Origin of the sequence: Ferrigenium straubiae (genome assembly GCF_051257895.1) — a bacterium.
Classification (GTDB): Bacteria; Pseudomonadota; Gammaproteobacteria; order Burkholderiales; family Gallionellaceae; genus Gallionella; species Gallionella straubiae.
Genome location: NZ_CP194331.1, coordinates 2,275,257 through 2,287,713, shown reverse-complemented (window position 1 = coordinate 2,287,713; position 12,457 = coordinate 2,275,257). Strand labels below are relative to the sequence as shown.

The following is a 12,457-nucleotide window of genomic DNA, read 5'->3' as shown; positions in this document are numbered from 1 at the left end:
GCCCCATCAGCCAGCAAACACCAACAAAATGGGTAAGCACAAACACCACAAAATCAAACCTCTGTTGCAGAAAAAACGCTATGTATTTTTAATTATTTTGCTGCGGCATTTTGTCGCATCATGCCTAAAGAGAACATTACCGTCAAGAGGGGAAAAAGAAATTCTCGATGAGTTGTCAACATTAGTTTATTTCCGGGCGTTAAGGCATCTACGAGCAATATCAGGAAAAGGGATTTTCAAGCCATTCTGCTCATGCTAGGATGCCTACTCCCTGAGTGTGGGGTGTATTTAATAAAATAATTTCTTTGGAGAGATTGTCATGAAAGTGAAAGCATCTTGGGTGGGTATCGCAGCGGCTACAGCAGCGTTGATGTTTGCCGGTCAGGCAAGCGCTGCCGATGTGGAAGCAGGGAAGCTGGCATTTGCAAAATCTGTATGCAAGGGTTGCCATGCCGTGGACTACGAGGGATACGGGCCAGCTTTTCAGGATATTGGGCGGAAGTACGCTGGTGTTGCTACCGCGAAAGAAGACTTGACTAAAAGAATCATAAATGGAACCAAAGGCGCATGGGGTGATAACCCGATGCCTCCACAAAAAGGTGCTATGAGCGACGAAAATATCGGTGCAATCGTAGATTTCATCTTGTCGTTCAAGTAATTCCAGCAAAACCCTTTTTTTGAGTGGTTTTATCTTAAAAGCCAGCTTCGAGCTGGCTTTTTTATGATGCTCTACAAACCTGACTCACTTAAAACTCAGGCTCTGGAAACAAACCATGGGCAGCGCAATCAAATTGCGCGAGACACATTCCATGCTTCAAGGAGAAAAGTATTATGAGGATCACACTACTGGCCGTTCTTATGCTTGTTTCCGGTTACTCCCTTGCGGAAACCCAGAATGAGCCTTCGCAATGCCTGAAAAAACTGGAAAAGGATGTCCGATTTTCCTCGATTGCAAGACAAGTGGCGCTTGATGGGCAGGATGTGACAAGCCCTCAAATGCTGGATGACAGGACAAACCCAAATGAACAGCAACAACGGGCCATAGCCGACTGGATCGATGCCAGATCGCTATGCGTCAATAGCAAGCCAATCAAGCGCTCGGTCGATCTGCATATACTCTTTTTGAGCATTGTGCCGGAGCTGTACAACGGACAGGCAACCTTTGGGGAATTCAACAAGAAATGGAACGCGCTATTCAAGGAAGTTTCAGAAGCACCCATAACCGCCCCCGACCCAAACGCCCACAAACATCATCATTAACAAACATCCCCGGCAAAGCCGGGGATGTTTGTATCGTACCGCCGCCCTGAAGCCGCTTTGAAGCTGGCATTATTCGCACACAATCCGGTAGTACCAGCGCCCTATGCTCATCTGGTTCAGACTCATGCCTTCCAGCCCCCGGTGGACAGAGTCTATTTCAGCAGTTTTTTCAAGCTGGCCGTCAAAAATTTGCTACCATTCGCGCTCGCGGAAAGGAGCGACCAAACTGGCCAGCCGCACCGAATTATCCCAATTTCTCAGTATGGTAGAACGCCGCGCATACAAGCAGGCGTTATATGCCGTGCGCGATGAACACTCCGCGTTGGATATCGTACAGGACGCGATGATCAAACTCGCCGAGAAATACGGCGGCAAGCCGACCGCGGAGTTGCCGCTGTTGTTTCAACGTATCCTGCAAAACACCATACACGACTATTACCGCAGGCAAAAAGTCAAAAATGCCTGGACAACCCTGTTTTCCTCGTTCACCCCAAAAAATGAAGAGACTGAATATGATCCGCTCGACAACCTGAGAGATGAAGAGAACCTGAGCGCCCCTGCTGCGCCGGAGGATTCCCTCCAGCAATCCCAGGTCATCGCGCTGATTGAAGAATCGCTATGCCAACTCCCGCCACGTCAACGTGAAGCCTTCCTGCTGCGTTATTGGGAGGGTCTGGACACGGCAGAAACTGCCGCAGCGATGGGGTGCACCGAAGGAAGCGTAAAAACCCACTGTTCGCGCGCGGTACATGCGCTGGCCGCATCTCTCAACAAAAAAGGGATCCAACTGCCATGAATACAAATACCAATTCACCAAAAAAAAATGATTCCCGGGACATCGCTCCGCAGCGTATTGCGCAGTTGCTTACGCGTGCCGCCCAGCAGCTTGATGACAACACCGCCTCCGCACTGCGCCGGGTACGCAATGTTGCGCTGGAGAGGCAGTCGCAGGGCAAACCGGTTTTCGCGCTAAGCACAGGTCACGGCATGCGCTGGCTATTGCCGCATTCCGCCCATCAGTGGATGGCAATGATCATCATTCTTGTGGCGATATTTTTCGGCGGTATAAGCTATTGGCATCACGCTCATGAGAATGACCTTGCTCATCTGGATACCGCCATCCTGACCGACGATCTGCCGTTGGAAGTCTTCGTCGATTAATTCTTGTTCCGATCCATGCGAAATCCACTAATCATTGCTTTCTTGTTGCTGGGCTTGACCGGCATGCCTGCCAGCGCAGCAACGACACCGTGGCACTCGCTCACTCCCCTGCAACATGAAGCCCTCGCCCCCTTGTCGCAGCAGTGGGATAGCCTGCCCGAGCAGCAGCAGCACCGCCTGCTCAAAACAGCCAAGCGCTACCCGAATCTCACTCCCGAACAGAAGAAACGCTTCCGCGACCGCCTTGAGGTATGGAGTAAGCTCACTCCTGAACAACGCAACGCCGCCCGCGAAAAATACCGCGCCTTCAGCAAGGTGCCGGCGGAAAAACGCGAGCAGGTGAAGCAGATGATCAAGCAGGATCAGAAAGCAAAGTCCCTGCAATCTGCCAGCGGCATCCCGGCTGCATCACCACCCTCCGGCGGCAATTGACGGGGATTGAAGAACATCGCTTGCGACCGGGATTGGCAGTTTTTCGACGCCCGTCAGCGCCGCTCGGTCCACCACAGCATCAGCATCCCCAGCAACAGGAATAGGCCCGTCATCGCAGTAGCGCTGGCGAATGGCTGCCAGTCATTAAGCGCGCCCAGGTTGGCGAACAGCCGCCCGACGAAATGAAACACCAGGCCGAGCACGATGCCCATGAATACCATCGCGCCTATCCCGCCCGCACGCCGGTGGTAGGACGCAAACGGCAGCGCCAGCAGCATCATTACCATTAATGCAAATGGATAAACCAGCTTGTTCCACATCGCAATTTCGTAGCGCGTGCTTTTCTGGCGGTTATCCTTCAGGTGGCTGGTGTATTGGTACAGGCCGTAGGTGGACATTTGCTCCGGCACCACCAGCAGCACGCTCAGGATGCCCGGATTCAGCGCCGAACGCCATTCCTGGCTGGGAACTGTAACAATAGCAGTTCCCTGTTTGCCGAAGCGGGTCTCCATCACCTCCTCGAGTTGCCAGCGCCCCTCTTCGAGAAAGTTGGCACGCTTGGCATGGGTGATCGCCTCGAGGTGATAGGTGTCGTCGAAACGGTAAATGTCGATGTTCAGCAGACTGGTATCCGGCATCACGCTCTTAACATTTACGAAGCTGCGGTCATCCTTGACCCATACGCCGGAGCGGAACTCCTTGAGCGAGACCTGCGCATTCTGCGCCTTCAGGCGCAATTGCTGCGCCATCCGCTCGCTCGGCGGGGCGATGAATTCGCTGCAGATAAAACTCAGCACCACCAGCGGCAGCGCAATCCTGAACAGCGCGCCTATCATCTGCCACAGCGACGCTCCGGACGAGCGATAAACGGTCAGCTCCGAACTGGCCGCCATCTGCACCAGCGCGAAAATCGTGCCCACCAGCACCGCCACCGGGAACAGTTCGTAAACATGGCCGGGGATGGTCAGGATCACGAACAGCAGTACATACCCCAGATGGTACTGCCCCTGCCCCATGATATTCAGTTCATGGATCAAATCCAGAAAGGCGAACAGCATGATGAGCCCTGCAAACACCAGTGCAATGCTGAGGTAGATTTCGCGGCCGAGATAACGCGTCAGCAGGTTCATGCTTTTACCCCGAGTTCATCGGAGGAAGGCTGGCTCTTTTTCGCCATTACCCTGCGCAGCGAAAACAATGTCATGCGGCGATAAAACATCAGTGCCGTTATCACCAGCATCACCGTATGGATACCCCACAGCCCGACGCCAGGCGACAACTTGCCCTGCCCGACCCACGCATTGGTCACGCTGATCATATTGTTGTAGAGCATATACAGCACGATCGCAAGCACCAGGTTGAGCGAACGGCCGGCGCGCGGATTGACGTGGCCCAAGGGGATCGCCAACAGGGCGAGGATCAAGGCACTGATCGGCAGCCCTACCCGCCATTCCAGTTCGGCAATATCCCAAGTCGTGCGGTTGCGCCATAGTTCCACTGTCGGCATGGTGCGCGCCCAAGGCTCTGCCAGCTTGGGTGGCGCACTGTCAATGCGTATCGCATAGCGCTCGAACTCGACGATGCTGTAGTCGCGCTGGCCGGGCACGCCTTCATAGCGCGTGCCGTTGAGCAATACCAGGAAGCGGTCCCCGTTCGGCAAGGTTTCCTGCACCCCCTGCCGCGCGACCATCGTGCCGAGCTTGCCGTTCTGCTCCGAGCGCACGAAGACATTGCTGACGCGATTCGACCCGGGGTACATGTTCTCGACAAAATACACCCGGTCGGCCTGTTTCGATTCTCGGAACGACCCCGGGGTCGCGGCAGCCACATCGTCGCGGCTTTCCAGCTTTTTCTTGAATTCATCGGCCTTCTGCAGCGCCCATGGCGACAGCACCAGGCTGAGCAGGGCGATCACCCCGACCACCGGCAAGGCATACAGCATCACCGGGCGTATCCAGCGCCCCAGCCCGGCTCCGCAGCAGAACCACACCACCATCTCACTGTCGCGGTAACAGCGCGACAGCGTGAGGATGATGGAAACGAACAGGCTGATTGAAAGCAGCACCGGGAGATAGTTCATGGCGCTGAAGCCCAGCAGCGCCAGCACGCCATCCACCGCGATCAAGCCGCTGACCGCCTCGCCCAGCAGGCGTATCAGCTGGCTTATCACCACGATGCCCAGCAGCACCGCAAACACCAGCAGCCCGTTGCTGGCAAGCTCGCCTATCAGGGCGCGCTGAAAAAGCCCGGTGCGCGCCGGCTTTGACTTTATGCGGGAAGTTTGCGGATAATCGGGCATTGAGATGCAGGTCTTTACTATAGGGAGCAACGCGTGGAATTTAGCATAAAACAAGGCAGTCCGGAGAAGCAGCGCAGCGGCTGCGTGGTGGTTGGCGTATACGAAGGCGGAAAACTCTCGCCGGCGGCGCAGGCTCTCGACAAGGCTGCGGCGCATCGCCTGAGCGACCTCATCGCGCACGGCGACATGGACGGCAAGGCCGGCAGCGCGCTGATGCTGCACGATGTCGCCGCCGCCGAGCGCGTGTTGCTGGTCGGCCTCGGCAAGGCTGCCGAATTCGGCGCCAGGCAATTCCTCGATGCGCTGCAGGCCGCCTTCGGCGCGCTGAAAAAGACCGCCTGCAAGGATGCCGCGCTGTACCTCACCGACCTCGCCGTGAAAGACCGCGACGAAGCCTGGAAGATCAGGCAGGCCGTGCTGCTCGCCGCCGAATCCGCCTACCGCAGCGACCGGCTCAAGAGCAGGCCCGCCGACGCGTCCGCCCTGCGCAAGATCACGCTGTGCTGTTCCGCGAAACCGAACGCTGCGGCGCAACAGGCCCTCGACCAGGCCGCCGCTGTCGCGCACGGCATGAAGCTGACCAAGGACCTGGGCAACCTGCCGGGCAACATCTGCACGCCGACCTACCTCGCCGAACAGGCCAGGGCCCTCGCGAAAAAGCACAAGCTCAAGGCGACCGTGCTGGAAGAGAAAGACATGCAGAAGCTGGGCATGGGCTCCTTCCTTTCGGTCACGCGCGGCAGCGAACAACCCGCCAAGCTGATCACGCTCGAATACCACGGCGCCGGCAAGAAACAGAAGCCTGTCGTACTGGTCGGCAAGGGCATCACCTTCGATTCCGGCGGCATCTCGCTCAAGCCGGGCGCCGAGATGGACGAGATGAAATACGACATGTGCGGCGCGGCCAGCGTGCTCGGCACGATGCAGGCGATCGCCGAGATGGGGCTGAAGCTGAATGTCGTCGGCGTGATCCCGACTTGCGAGAACCTGCCCAGCGGCACGGCCACCAAGCCGGGCGACATCGTCACCTCCATGTCCGGGCAGACCATCGAGATACTCAACACCGATGCTGAAGGCCGCCTCATCCTGTGCGACGCGCTCACCTACTCGGCGAAGTTCGACCCCGACACCGTGATCGACATAGCCACCCTCACCGGCGCCTGCGTTATCGCGCTGGGCAACGTTGCCAGCGGCCTGTTCAGCAACGAGGACAGGCTCGCGAAGGAACTGCTCGAGGCGGGCGAATACGCGCACGACCGCGCCTGGCAACTGCCGCTGTGGGACGACTACCAGCCGCTGCTCGACAGCAACTTCGCCGACATGCAAAACATCGGCGGACGCGCCGGCGGCACCATCACCGCCGCCTGCTTCCTGTCGCGCTTCACCAAGGACTACCGCTGGGCGCACCTGGACATTGCGGGTACGGCGCACAAGTCCGGCAAGGACAAGGGCGCGACCGGCCGCCCGGTGCCGCTGCTCACGCAGTACCTGATCCGGCGCGCGCAATCGGCGAAACAATGACCAAGGTCGATTTCTACACCGGCTCCACCGACAAGCTGCGCACCGCCTGCCAGTTGAGCCACAAGGCGATGCAGAGCGGTGTGCGCACGATCATCAGCGCGCACGACCCGGCGACCGCCGACGCGCTGGACAAGCTGCTCTGGCACTATCCCGCGACGGCCTTCATCCCGCATTGCCGCAGCGATGCCGCCGAAGCCGGGCAGATGCCCGTCGTGCTGAACAGCGGCAACGGCAGCTTTCCCCATTACGACCTGCTGATCAGCCTGCATGACGAATGCGTGCCGTTCTTCAGCCGCTTCGAGCGCGTCATCGAGATCGTGAGTCACGATGCCGAGGGCAGCCGCCTCGGACGCGAACGCTTCAAGTTCTATCGCGACCGCGGCTACGAACTGAGCCATATCGACCTGTCCAAAGCACCATGACCTCCATCAGACAGCCCGGCGACAGCCTGCCGGACAATCTGCCCCTGCTGACCCAGGTAGCGGACGAACCGCTACCGGACGATCTGCCGACCCTCACCGAGATCGTCGCCGAAGCACAGCCCGAGCCCGATCTGGAAACACCCGCTGCCGAAGTATCCGCCCCCGCCTCATGCATCCCGGACGAAGAAATGCAGCGGCTGTTGCAGCGGCTCGAAGCACACCTGGAAAACGCGTTGACCCACAAACTCAGCCTCCAGCTCGAACAACTGCAGCGCCAGGCCGTCGAGCAGGCGGTCGATGAGCTCAAGGCCGAACTCCCCCAACTACTGCGCGACGCGCTGAGCGACTCGGACAGCCACAGTTAAGAATATCGACCGGCTGCGGGCGAGCCGCGACTGCCTGTATAATCCTGCCCTTTCCCGCAGCACCGAAGCCTAACACCATGGAACTCGCCAAAAGTTTTGAACCAAAAGACATCGAATCCCGCTGGTATCCCAAGTGGGAATCCTCCGGCTACTTCAAGGCCGGGCTTGACCCCAACAAAACAGACAATTTTTGCATCCAGCTGCCGCCGCCCAACGTGACGGGCACGCTGCACATGGGGCACGGCTTCAACCAGACCCTGATGGATGCGCTGACGCGCTACCACCGCATGCGCGGCGACAACACGCTGTGGCAGCCCGGCACCGACCATGCGGGCATCGCCACGCAGATCGTCGTCGAACGCCAGCTCGACGCGCAGGGCATCTCGCGCCACGACCTCGGCCGCGAGAAGTTCATCGAGAAGGTCTGGGAGTGGAAGGAATACTCCGGCAGCACCATCACCCGGCAGATGCGCCGCCTCGGCACCTCACCCGACTGGTCGCGCGAGCGCTTCACGATGGATCCCGGCCTGAACAAGACCGTCACCGAGACCTTCGTGCGCCTGTACAACGAAGGCCTGATCTATCGCGGCAAGCGCCTGGTGAACTGGGACCCGAAGCTGCACACCGCCGTCTCCGACCTCGAAGTGGCACAGGAAGAGGAAGACGGCTTCATGTGGCATATCCGCTACCCGCTCGCCGAGCCGGACGGCGTGAAGGGCCTCACGCACCTGACCATCGCCACCACCCGCCCCGAGACCATGCTCGGCGACGTCGCGGTGATGGTGCATCCCGAAGACGAGCGCTACCAGCATCTGATCGGCAAACAGATCACGCTGCCGCTGTGCGGGCGCGACATCCCGATCATCGCGGACGAATACGTGGATAAGGAATTCGGCACCGGCGTGGTCAAGGTCACGCCCGCGCATGACTTCAACGACTATGCGGTGGGGCAGCGCCATGCGCTTCCGATGATCTCCATACTCACACTGGATGCGAAGATCAACGACCACGCCCCGGCGAAATATCGCGGCATGGATCGATTCAACGCACGCAAAGCTATCGTTACCGACCTCGAAGCAGACGGTCTGTTCGAAAAGGCCGAGAAACACAGACTCAAGGTGCCGCGCGGCGACCGCACCGGCGTGGTGATCGAGCCGATGCTCACCGACCAGTGGTTCGTCGCGATGAGCAAGCCGGGTAAAGAGGGTAAGAGCATCACCGAACAGGCGCTGGAATGCGTCGCCAGCGGCGAGATCAGGTTCCACCCCGAAAACTGGGTCAACACCTACAACCAGTGGCTCAACAACATCCAGGACTGGTGCATTTCGCGCCAACTCTGGTGGGGGCATCAGATTCCCGCGTGGTACGGCGTGAACGGCGAGGTGTTCGTCGCGCGCGATGAAGCCGAAGCGCGCCATCTGGCAGACAACGCGGGCTACGCCGGCATGCTCATGCGCGACCCGGACGTGCTCGATACCTGGTTCTCCTCCGCACTATGGCCGTTCTCCACGCTGGGCTGGGAAGAGGGAAAACCGTTCAACGCACAGAACCCGTTCGTGCAGCAATACCTGCCCTCCTCGGTGCTGGTCACCGGCTTCGACATCATCTTTTTCTGGGTTGCGCGCATGGTGATGATGACCAAACACATCACCGGCAAGATTCCGTTCCGGGATGTGTACGTGCATGGCCTGATCCGCGACGCGGAAGGGCAGAAGATGTCCAAGTCCAAGGGCAACGTGCTCGACCCGATCGACCTGATCGACGGCATCGGCCTCGAAGACCTGGTGAAGAAGCGCACCAGCGGCCTGATGAACCCGAAACAGGCGGAACAGATCGAGAAACGCACACGCAAGGAATACCCGAACGGCATCCCCGCGTTCGGCACCGATGCCCTGCGTTTCACCTTCGCCAGCCTCGCCTCGCCGGGGCGCGACATCAAATTCGACATGCAGCGCTGCGAGGGTTACCGCAACTTCTGCAACAAGCTGTGGAACGCCACGCGCTTCGTGCTGATGAACTGCGAGGGCAAGGACTGCGGGCTGGAGCCGCACGGTAAGGAATCCTGTCACAGCGGTTATCTTGATTTCTCTGCAGCCGACCGCTGGATCACCAGCCTGCTGCAGCGCGTCGAGGACGAGGTGGTGAGGCATTATGCCGACTACCGTTTCGACCTGCTGGCCAAGGCAATCTACGAGTTCGTCTGGGACGAATACTGCGACTGGTACGTGGAACTCGCCAAGGTGCAGATGCAGAATGGCAGCGAGGCGCAGCAGCGCGCCACGCGGCGCACGCTGGTGCGCGCGCTGGAGACCACCCTGCGCCTCGCCCATCCGCTGATCCCGTTCATCACCGAGGAGCTCTGGCAGAAGGTCGCTCCGGTCGCAGGGCGCAGCGGCGAGAGCATCATGCTGCAGGCCTATCCGCGCGCCGACCTGGCGCGCTGCGACGAAAAATCCGAGGCGTGGGTGGCGACGCTGAAGGCCATGGTCAACGCCTGCCGCAGCCTGCGCGGCGAGATGAATCTTTCGCCGGCGCAGAAGGTGCCGCTGGCTGCCGCCGGTGACAAAAATACGATCGAAGCCTACGCGCCTTATCTCGCGGCGCTGGCAAGACTTTCCGAAGTATCCGCGACGGGAGATGCCCTGCCCGATTCAGACGCTCCGGTACAGATCGCCGGCGATTTCCGCCTCATGCTCAAGATCGAGATCGACGTTGCGGCGGAACGCGAACGGCTGGACAAGGAGATCGCGCGCCTGCAGGGCGAAGTAGAAAAAGCGAAAGCCAAGCTGTCCAACGCCAGCTTCGTAGATCGCGCGCCCGCCGCCGTGGTGGAGCAGGAACGCAAGCGCATGGAGGGTTTTGGCGCGACGCTGGAGCAACTGCAGGCACAGCGGAATAAGCTTGGTTAGTGGACTAATCAGTCCACGAAAAACACGAAACTCACGAAATAAAAACCAATCACCGGCGTGATGCTTTCGTGCCCTTCGTGTTTTTCGTGGATAGTCGTTTTTGAAACTTAAGCGCGGCGGCGGATCAGGAACGTAAATTCGCCGTTCTCTTCGGTCGAGGACAGGAGTTCGTTGCCGGTCTGGCGGCAGAACACCACAAAGTCCTTGGGCGATTCCGGATCGGTCGCCAGCACCCTGAGCACCTGCCCGCCGCTCAGCTGCGACAGGGATTTCTTGGTGCGCAGGATGGGCAGCGGACAGCTCAGCTTGCGCGCATCCAGTTCCATATCGAATTCCATCACGCCCCCACCGGCAAACCGGCCTGCATCCAGGCGGCGATACCGCCCTGCAGGTTGTACACGTCGAAAAAACCATTCGCGGCGGCAAAGGCAGCGGCCTGCGCCGAGCGCCCGCCCATCTGGCAGTAGAACACCGTGGGCCTGGTCTTATCCACCTCGCCGAGCCGCATCGGCAAAAGATGCAGCGGCAGGGATATGCCCTGCGGGATTTTGCCGCGCGCCACTTCCGCATCGGTGCGCACATCCACCAAGTGCACCTTGCCCTGCTGCAGCATCGCTTCGAGCTCGGCGACGCTGATGTTTTTGAAACCTGACATTGCCTATTCCCTTTCTGTTTGATCCTGATCCGCCAGCAGATGCGAGATGCGCTTGTTCGCCACCGCAAGCCGCCTTACCAGCATGCGCAAAAATGCATCGCCGAACTGGAAGCGACATCCCGTCGAAGCGCGCACCAGCACGTCCGGGTTGATTTCGATCAGCACCGTATCGCTCTTGGCGATCACGTCGGTGCTGCGTACAAATTCATGCTCGGAGAGGTGCGCCATTTCGCCGAAACAGTCGCCGCGATGCAGCAAACTCAACAGCCTGCCCTGCTTGACCACGCGCACCGTACCCTGCGCCAGGATGTAAAAGGCGCGCCCGCTTTCGCCATCGTGCAGGATATATTCCGCTTCCTGAACTCTGCGCCAGTCACTGATGCGCAACACCTCCCAAAGTTCCACGTCGCTGAAATTTTTGAAGAATGCGAGGCCGCGCAGGGTGTCGAATTTTTCGGTATCGAAGATCTCTTCCCGCACTGCCGTCACATGGCTGAAAAACCCGACCAGATCGCGCGCAAATTCATCCCAGGCCTGATAGCGCCTGGCCGTATCCTTCTCCATGGCGCGCCACACGATCGCATCCAGCTCCTCTGGCACTTCCGGGCGGAACACGCTGGGCGGCGGCGGCTCGATGTTGAGTATCTGGTAAATCATGCTGAAGTTGTTGCTCGCATCGAAGGGCAGCTTGCCGGTGAGCAGCTTGTACATCACCACACCCAGCGAATAGATATCGGTCTGGTGCGTCAGCGGCAATTCCTTGACCTGCTCGGGCGACATATAGGCCGGCGAGCCCACCCCGCTGACCTGGGTGGTCTGCTGGTTCTGGATGACCGCCGCGCCGAAATCGGAAATCTTGATATTGGTTTCGCCCTGCAGGAGGATGTTGGCCGGCTTGATGTCGCGGTGGATTACCCCCTGATACTGCGCGTATTCGAGCGCCTTGCAGCATTTGTAGGTGATTTCCGCGATCGCGCTGATCGGCAGCAGGTTGTCCACCTCGGCGTACCGCTCGAGCGTGCTGCCCTCGACGTATTCCATCACCATGTAATTGAGATCGCCCTCCATCACCGCATCGAGGATCTTCGCGATATGCGGGTGGGACAGCTTGCCCGCCAGCGAGGCTTCCGTCATCAGCAGCTTGCGGTAGACCTTGGCGCTGGCTGGGTCGCGCAGGCTCTCCAGGTCGAACAGCTTGATGGCAACCTGCTGCCTGCTGAAGGTATCTGTGGCCAGATACACGGTGCTGGTCGCCCCGCTGCCGAGTTCGCGCTCGATTTCGTATTTGCCGATCTTGTCCATTCGCATCGTTTGGCCGGAAACAGCGCAATTCTGCGTGCTTTGCGCCGCACTGTCCATCCCGAGACGCTCTGCCGCAATACCCTGTTCCCCGAGAGGTGTGAACCGGAAGCAAAAACAACTATCATAGTAAT

Annotated in this window: 14 protein-coding genes; 9 read left to right on the top strand and 5 right to left on the bottom strand. The window is 59.1% G+C overall.

Annotated features, from left to right (window positions below):
- Positions 1 to 319 precede the first annotated feature (319 nt).
- From ACRRNM_RS11105 to ACRRNM_RS11085, 5 genes are all read left to right on the top strand, one after another.
- Positions 320 to 658: a c-type cytochrome gene (locus ACRRNM_RS11105; RefSeq protein WP_435628278.1), complete on the top strand. Its 339-nt coding sequence runs from the start codon at positions 320 to 322 to the stop codon at positions 656 to 658.
- Between the two features lie 173 nt (positions 659 to 831).
- The gene (locus tag ACRRNM_RS11100; RefSeq protein WP_435628277.1) at positions 832 to 1,260 is read left to right on the top strand and encodes a hypothetical protein; all 429 of its coding nucleotides are present in this window, start codon (positions 832 to 834) and stop codon (positions 1,258 to 1,260) included.
- A gap of 226 nt (positions 1,261 to 1,486) precedes the next feature.
- Entirely contained in the window at positions 1,487 to 2,056 is a 570-nt protein-coding gene (locus ACRRNM_RS11095) for an RNA polymerase sigma factor (protein ID WP_435628679.1), read from the top strand.
- Positions 2,053 to 2,421 (top strand): DUF3619 family protein, encoded by a 369-nt coding sequence (locus tag ACRRNM_RS11090; RefSeq protein ID WP_435628276.1) that lies wholly within the window; start codon positions 2,053 to 2,055, stop codon positions 2,419 to 2,421. The genes ACRRNM_RS11095 and ACRRNM_RS11090 overlap by 4 nt, the downstream gene beginning before the upstream one ends.
- 63 nt (positions 2,422 to 2,484) lie before the next feature.
- Entirely contained in the window at positions 2,485 to 2,853 is a 369-nt protein-coding gene (locus ACRRNM_RS11085; RefSeq protein WP_435628275.1) for a DUF3106 domain-containing protein, read from the top strand.
- Between the two features lie 53 nt (positions 2,854 to 2,906).
- On the opposite strand, the gene lptG is transcribed toward ACRRNM_RS11085, so the two are convergent.
- Together lptG and lptF are read right to left on the bottom strand one after the other, a co-directional pair.
- Positions 2,907 to 3,983, bottom strand: a complete 1,077-nt coding sequence (gene lptG / locus ACRRNM_RS11080; protein WP_435628274.1) for an LPS export ABC transporter permease LptG — start codon at positions 3,981 to 3,983, stop codon at positions 2,907 to 2,909.
- Positions 3,980 to 5,152 (bottom strand): LPS export ABC transporter permease LptF, encoded by a 1,173-nt coding sequence (gene lptF, locus ACRRNM_RS11075; protein WP_435628273.1) that lies wholly within the window; start codon positions 5,150 to 5,152, stop codon positions 3,980 to 3,982. Before lptF ends, lptG begins: the two co-directional genes overlap by 4 nt.
- 33 nt (positions 5,153 to 5,185) lie before the next feature.
- Between lptF and ACRRNM_RS11070 the strand changes: the two genes are divergently transcribed.
- From ACRRNM_RS11070 to ACRRNM_RS11055, 4 genes are all read left to right on the top strand, one after another.
- Positions 5,186 to 6,673, top strand: coding sequence for a leucyl aminopeptidase (locus ACRRNM_RS11070; protein WP_435628272.1), 1,488 nt, complete (start codon positions 5,186 to 5,188; stop codon positions 6,671 to 6,673).
- Positions 6,670 to 7,095 (top strand): DNA polymerase III subunit chi, encoded by a 426-nt coding sequence (locus tag ACRRNM_RS11065; protein WP_435628271.1) that lies wholly within the window; start codon positions 6,670 to 6,672, stop codon positions 7,093 to 7,095. The genes ACRRNM_RS11070 and ACRRNM_RS11065 overlap by 4 nt, the downstream gene beginning before the upstream one ends.
- Positions 7,092 to 7,460, top strand: coding sequence for a hypothetical protein (locus ACRRNM_RS11060; protein ID WP_435628270.1), 369 nt, complete (start codon positions 7,092 to 7,094; stop codon positions 7,458 to 7,460). The genes ACRRNM_RS11065 and ACRRNM_RS11060 overlap by 4 nt, the downstream gene beginning before the upstream one ends.
- A gap of 77 nt (positions 7,461 to 7,537) precedes the next feature.
- Positions 7,538 to 10,369: a valine--tRNA ligase gene (locus tag ACRRNM_RS11055; RefSeq protein ID WP_435628269.1), complete on the top strand. Its 2,832-nt coding sequence runs from the start codon at positions 7,538 to 7,540 to the stop codon at positions 10,367 to 10,369.
- 107 nt (positions 10,370 to 10,476) lie between these two features.
- On the opposite strand, the gene ACRRNM_RS11050 is transcribed toward ACRRNM_RS11055, so the two are convergent.
- The 3 genes from ACRRNM_RS11050 to ACRRNM_RS11040 are packed head-to-tail and all read right to left on the bottom strand — an operon-like array spanning position 10,477 to position 12,326.
- Positions 10,477 to 10,707: a sulfurtransferase TusA family protein gene (locus tag ACRRNM_RS11050; protein WP_435628678.1), complete on the bottom strand. Its 231-nt coding sequence runs from the start codon at positions 10,705 to 10,707 to the stop codon at positions 10,477 to 10,479.
- On the bottom strand, positions 10,707 to 11,024 hold the full coding sequence (locus tag ACRRNM_RS11045; protein ID WP_435628268.1) for a rhodanese-like domain-containing protein: 318 nt from the start codon (positions 11,022 to 11,024) through the stop codon (positions 10,707 to 10,709). The genes ACRRNM_RS11050 and ACRRNM_RS11045 overlap by 1 nt, the downstream gene beginning before the upstream one ends.
- Positions 11,025 to 11,027: 3 nt before the next feature.
- A complete protein-coding gene (locus ACRRNM_RS11040) occupies positions 11,028 to 12,326 on the bottom strand; it encodes a protein kinase domain-containing protein (RefSeq protein WP_435628267.1) in 1,299 nt (432 codons plus the stop codon).
- Positions 12,327 to 12,457 lie beyond the last annotated feature (131 nt).

Coding starts and splice junctions, on each gene's coding strand:
- ACRRNM_RS11105 (WP_435628278.1), top strand. CDS start 320: ATGAAAGTGAAAGCATCTTGGGTGGGTATCGCAGCGGCTACAGCAGCG.
- ACRRNM_RS11055 (WP_435628269.1), top strand. CDS start 7,538: ATGGAACTCGCCAAAAGTTTTGAACCAAAAGACATCGAATCCCGCTGG.
- ACRRNM_RS11045 (WP_435628268.1), bottom strand. CDS start 11,024: ATGTCAGGTTTCAAAAACATCAGCGTCGCCGAGCTCGAAGCGATGCTG.
- ACRRNM_RS11100 (WP_435628277.1), top strand. CDS start 832: ATGAGGATCACACTACTGGCCGTTCTTATGCTTGTTTCCGGTTACTCC.
- ACRRNM_RS11060 (WP_435628270.1), top strand. CDS start 7,092: ATGACCTCCATCAGACAGCCCGGCGACAGCCTGCCGGACAATCTGCCC.
- ACRRNM_RS11050 (WP_435628678.1), bottom strand. CDS start 10,707: ATGGAATTCGATATGGAACTGGATGCGCGCAAGCTGAGCTGTCCGCTG.
- ACRRNM_RS11065 (WP_435628271.1), top strand. CDS start 6,670: ATGACCAAGGTCGATTTCTACACCGGCTCCACCGACAAGCTGCGCACC.
- ACRRNM_RS11040 (WP_435628267.1), bottom strand. CDS start 12,326: ATGGACAAGATCGGCAAATACGAAATCGAGCGCGAACTCGGCAGCGGG.
- ACRRNM_RS11090 (WP_435628276.1), top strand. CDS start 2,053: ATGAATACAAATACCAATTCACCAAAAAAAAATGATTCCCGGGACATC.
- ACRRNM_RS11085 (WP_435628275.1), top strand. CDS start 2,485: ATGCCTGCCAGCGCAGCAACGACACCGTGGCACTCGCTCACTCCCCTG.
- lptG (WP_435628274.1), bottom strand. CDS start 3,983: ATGAACCTGCTGACGCGTTATCTCGGCCGCGAAATCTACCTCAGCATT.
- lptF (WP_435628273.1), bottom strand. CDS start 5,152: ATGCCCGATTATCCGCAAACTTCCCGCATAAAGTCAAAGCCGGCGCGC.